Source organism: Mycobacterium parascrofulaceum ATCC BAA-614, from assembly GCF_000164135.1.
In the GTDB taxonomy this organism is placed as follows: Bacteria; Actinomycetota; Actinomycetes; order Mycobacteriales; family Mycobacteriaceae; genus Mycobacterium; species Mycobacterium parascrofulaceum.
Window position 1 is genome coordinate 50,064 of the sequence record NZ_GG770556.1, and the last position, 3,660, is coordinate 53,723.

Annotated in this window: 3 protein-coding genes; all 3 read right to left on the reverse strand. The window is 60.8% G+C overall.

Features of this window, described 5'->3' with window-relative positions; genetic code table 11:
* On the reverse strand, positions 1 to 2,841 hold a 2,841-nt coding region (locus HMPREF0591_RS20175), incomplete at its 3' end, for an MMPL/RND family transporter (RefSeq protein ID WP_083802033.1).
* A complete protein-coding gene (locus HMPREF0591_RS20180; protein WP_007170467.1) occupies positions 2,838 to 3,272 on the reverse strand; it encodes an MmpS family transport accessory protein in 435 nt (144 codons plus the stop codon). The genes HMPREF0591_RS20180 and HMPREF0591_RS20175, both read right to left, overlap by 4 nt.
* Positions 3,273 to 3,358: 86 nt before the next feature.
* A partial coding sequence (locus HMPREF0591_RS20185; protein ID WP_007170468.1) for an IS3 family transposase occupies positions 3,359 to 3,660 on the reverse strand: 302 nt, incomplete at its 5' end.

Here is a 3,660-nt window from a genome sequence, read left to right on the forward strand (position 1 = left end):
GCCGCTTCGTCGACCGGCGGTCCGGTCAACGATCTGGTAGACGTCGAGCGGCCACCAGAACCAGCGGCCCAGCGCCGCGGCAATGGACGGTGTCATGAACGATCGCACGATCAATGTGTCCACCAGCAAGCCGATCCCGATGGTCGTGCCCAACTGGCCTACCACTCGAAGATCCGACACGATCATCGACATCATTGTGAACGCGAACACCAGACCGGCCGCGGTCACAACGCGCCCGGTGGCCCCCATGCCGCGGATGATGCCGGTGTTCAACCCTGCGTGGATCTCTTCGCGAAGCCGCGACACCACCAGCAGGTTGTAGTCGGACCCGACTGCCAAGAGGATGACGATCGATAGTGGGATCACGATCCACTGCACACCGAGTCCGAGCACGTCCTGCCACAGCAGCACCGACAAGCCGCACGCGGTGCCTAGTGATGCGGCGACCGTGCCAACGATCACCAAGGCGGCGACAACGCTGCGCGTGATGAGCAACATGATGCCGAAAATCAAGATCATCGACGCGATGCACGCGATTGTGAGGTCGACCTTGACGCCGTTCTGCATGTCGGCATACAGCGAGGCGGTTCCTGCGAGCGACACCTTGGCGTTCTCCAGCGGAGTGCCCTTGACGGCGTCGGCGACGGTGTCCCGAATACCGGTGACGTGTTTGATGCCCTCGACCGAGGCCGGGTCGCCTTGATGGGTGATGATGATGCGCACCGCCTTGCCGTCCGGCGAGACGAACATCTTGAGACCACGGATGAAGTCGGGGTTTTTGAAGACCTCAGGTGGCAGGTAGAACGAGTCGTCGTTTTTGGCCTCGTCGAAATAGTTGCCCATCATCGTTGAACCCTCGGCCAGTTCTTGCTGATGGGCCTGGATGCCGGACATCGTGCTGTGGGTGGAGAGCATGAAGTCGCGCATACGCTTCATCGAGTCGATGGTGGGCGGCAGTGTCGACAGGAGCTTGGGCATCAGCGCGTCGAGTCGATCGAGGCTGCCCGTCAGCGTTTGGAATTGGTCGGCCAGCTTGTCGATGCCATCGAGTGCGTCGAAAATCGACCGCAACGACCAGCAGATCGGAATGTCATAGCAGTGCCTTTCCCAGTAGAAATAGCTGCGCAGGGGGCGGAAGAAGTCGTCGAAGTCAGAGATCTCGTTGCGCAGTTCGTTGGTGGTGTCTTGGATCTCGTGAGTCTGGCGGGTCATGTCGTGGGTCACCGAGTCCAGTTGTTGCATGTAGCCGTACATACGCTCCATGTTGGCGATCGTCTTGCCCATTTCGTCGGCTTGCTCGAGCATCTGCGCGGTGTTGTCGTTCTGGATTTTGGCTGTCTGCAACGTGCCTGAGTTCTGCATCGCGATCTGGAACGGGATGGAGCTGTGTTCGATGGGCGCACCCAGCGGGCGGGTAATGGTCTGTACCCGTTCGATGCCGTGCAGATGAAAAACGCTCTTGGCGACGCGGTCGATGACGAGCATGTCGGCGGGATTGCGCAGGTCATGGTCGGCCTCGAGCATGAGCAGCTCGGGGTTCATGCGAGCCTGGGAGAAGTGGCGTTCAGCCTGCGCCATGGCGATATTGGCCGGCATGTTCTTTGGCGTGAATTTTTCGTCGTTATAGCGCGGCACGTAGGTCAACAGGCTGACGAATCCGATGATCGCGATCATCGACGTGGCCACGATGATCGGCACGGGCCAGCGTGTGACAGCGGTACCCACCCTGCGCCAACCGCGGGTCGAGAGCGCACGTTTGGCATCCATCAGACCGATCTTGGAGGCGACCACCACCACGGCGGGCGCCAAAGTCAGTGCCGCTGCCACGATAACGACCAATGAGATCGCACAGGGCAAAGCCATGCTCTGGAAGTACGGCAGCGTGGTGAACCGGAGGCACAGACACGCACCGGCAATCGTCAGGCCCGACCCGAGGATGACGTGAGAGACACTGTGGTAAGCCGTATAGAAGGCATCCACCCTGTCTTCCCCGAACGAGCGCGCCTCCTGATATCGACCCACGAAGAAGATGACGTAATCGGTGCCCGCCGCGATCGACAGCATGGTCACCATACTGACCGCGTACGGCGTCAAACCGATGATGTTCAGGTTGCCCGCCGTTCCTGTAATACCCTGTGCGGCAAAGAGTTCAATACCCACGATGAGAAGGGCCAGGATGGTCGTGAGGATTGACCTGTAGATGACCAGCAGCATCACCAGGATCACGCCGATTGACACCAGTGCCATCAAGGCCATGCTCTTGTGTCCGGCCACGCTCGTGTCGGCGTTGAGCACGGTGTTGCCCGCCACGTAGGCCTGAACGCCCTGCGGGGCAGGAACCGAGGCGACGATGTCACGGACCGCCTTCACCGACTCGTGGCTGGGCGTGGTGCCTTGGGCGCCCCGAAGGAACAGCTGCACATAAGCCGCCTTGCCATCGGCACTTTGCGAGCCTGCCGCCGTAAGGGGATCGCTCCAGAAGTCCTGGACGTTCTCGACGTGGGACTTGTCGGCGACCAATTTAGCGACGATCTTGTTGTAGTACTCGTGGGCGCTGTCGCCCAGTTTGTCGTTGCCGACGAGCACAACCATCGCACTCGAGTCCGAGTCGAACTGCTGGAACTTGGACCCGATTTTCATCATGCCCTGAAACGCCAGCGAGTCATGCGGCGCCAAGGACACCGAATGCTTGTCCGCGACGTCGTCCAGCGACGGAGTCACCACCGCCAGCGCCACCGCGACGAACACCCAACCCAGGATGATAGGCACCGCGAAGATACGCACCAGATGGGCGAAGCGCGGACGGTGCATGTTTGACGGCGCGACGTGTGAAGTGCTCATACGGATTTCACCAAGCAGTAAACGAAGGGGTTGTAATCGTGCGTGCTGCGGTCATCACGGGTTTGACCGTCGACGACGACGCGGCAGCGCAGATCCGATCGGCCCGAATCCGCCTGCGCGACAATGTTGGCCGACATCGACGGCAGGGTCGTGACGATCTCGAAGGACCACGGCAACGGCGCCGCGTCGACGCGGTGCGGTTGACCGTTTTCGTCGAGGTAGTCCACGTTGACGGTCCCGGCGGCGCCGGTGACCTCGTACACGATGTGCTTGGGATTGAAGGGCTTGGTCAGCGCTGAATTAGCGTCGGCGTTGCTCGCCGTCTTGTGCGAACCGATCGAGTCGCGAATCCGGACCACCGCGTAAGCGCCGAGTGCCACAACGACGACCAACAGGAGCGGAATCCACCCCCTCTTCATCAATCGCAACATTCCCGCGCACACCCTCCCCTTGTCGTGCCGGCGCTACCGACAGACAGAACTCGAGTTCCGTTTGCACCGGATGGGACTGTACCGCATCAATAATGAGTCCGCCTAACTACAGCGCGGCCGGATGCGTAGTAGGCAGCCTCAAGCTCGATCGGTGGGATGTCTCCGCAGTATTCGTAGAGGCGGTTGTGGTTGAACCAGTGGACCCATTGTGCGGTGGCCAGTTCGACGTCGTCGATGGTGTGCCAGGGCTTGCCTGGTTTGATCAGCTCGGTCTTGTACAGACCGTTGATCATCTCGGCGAGCGCATTGCCATAGGAGCTGCCGACTGCCCCGACCGAGGGCTGGATGCCTGCCTCGGCAAGCCGCTCGCTGAACCGGATGGACGTGT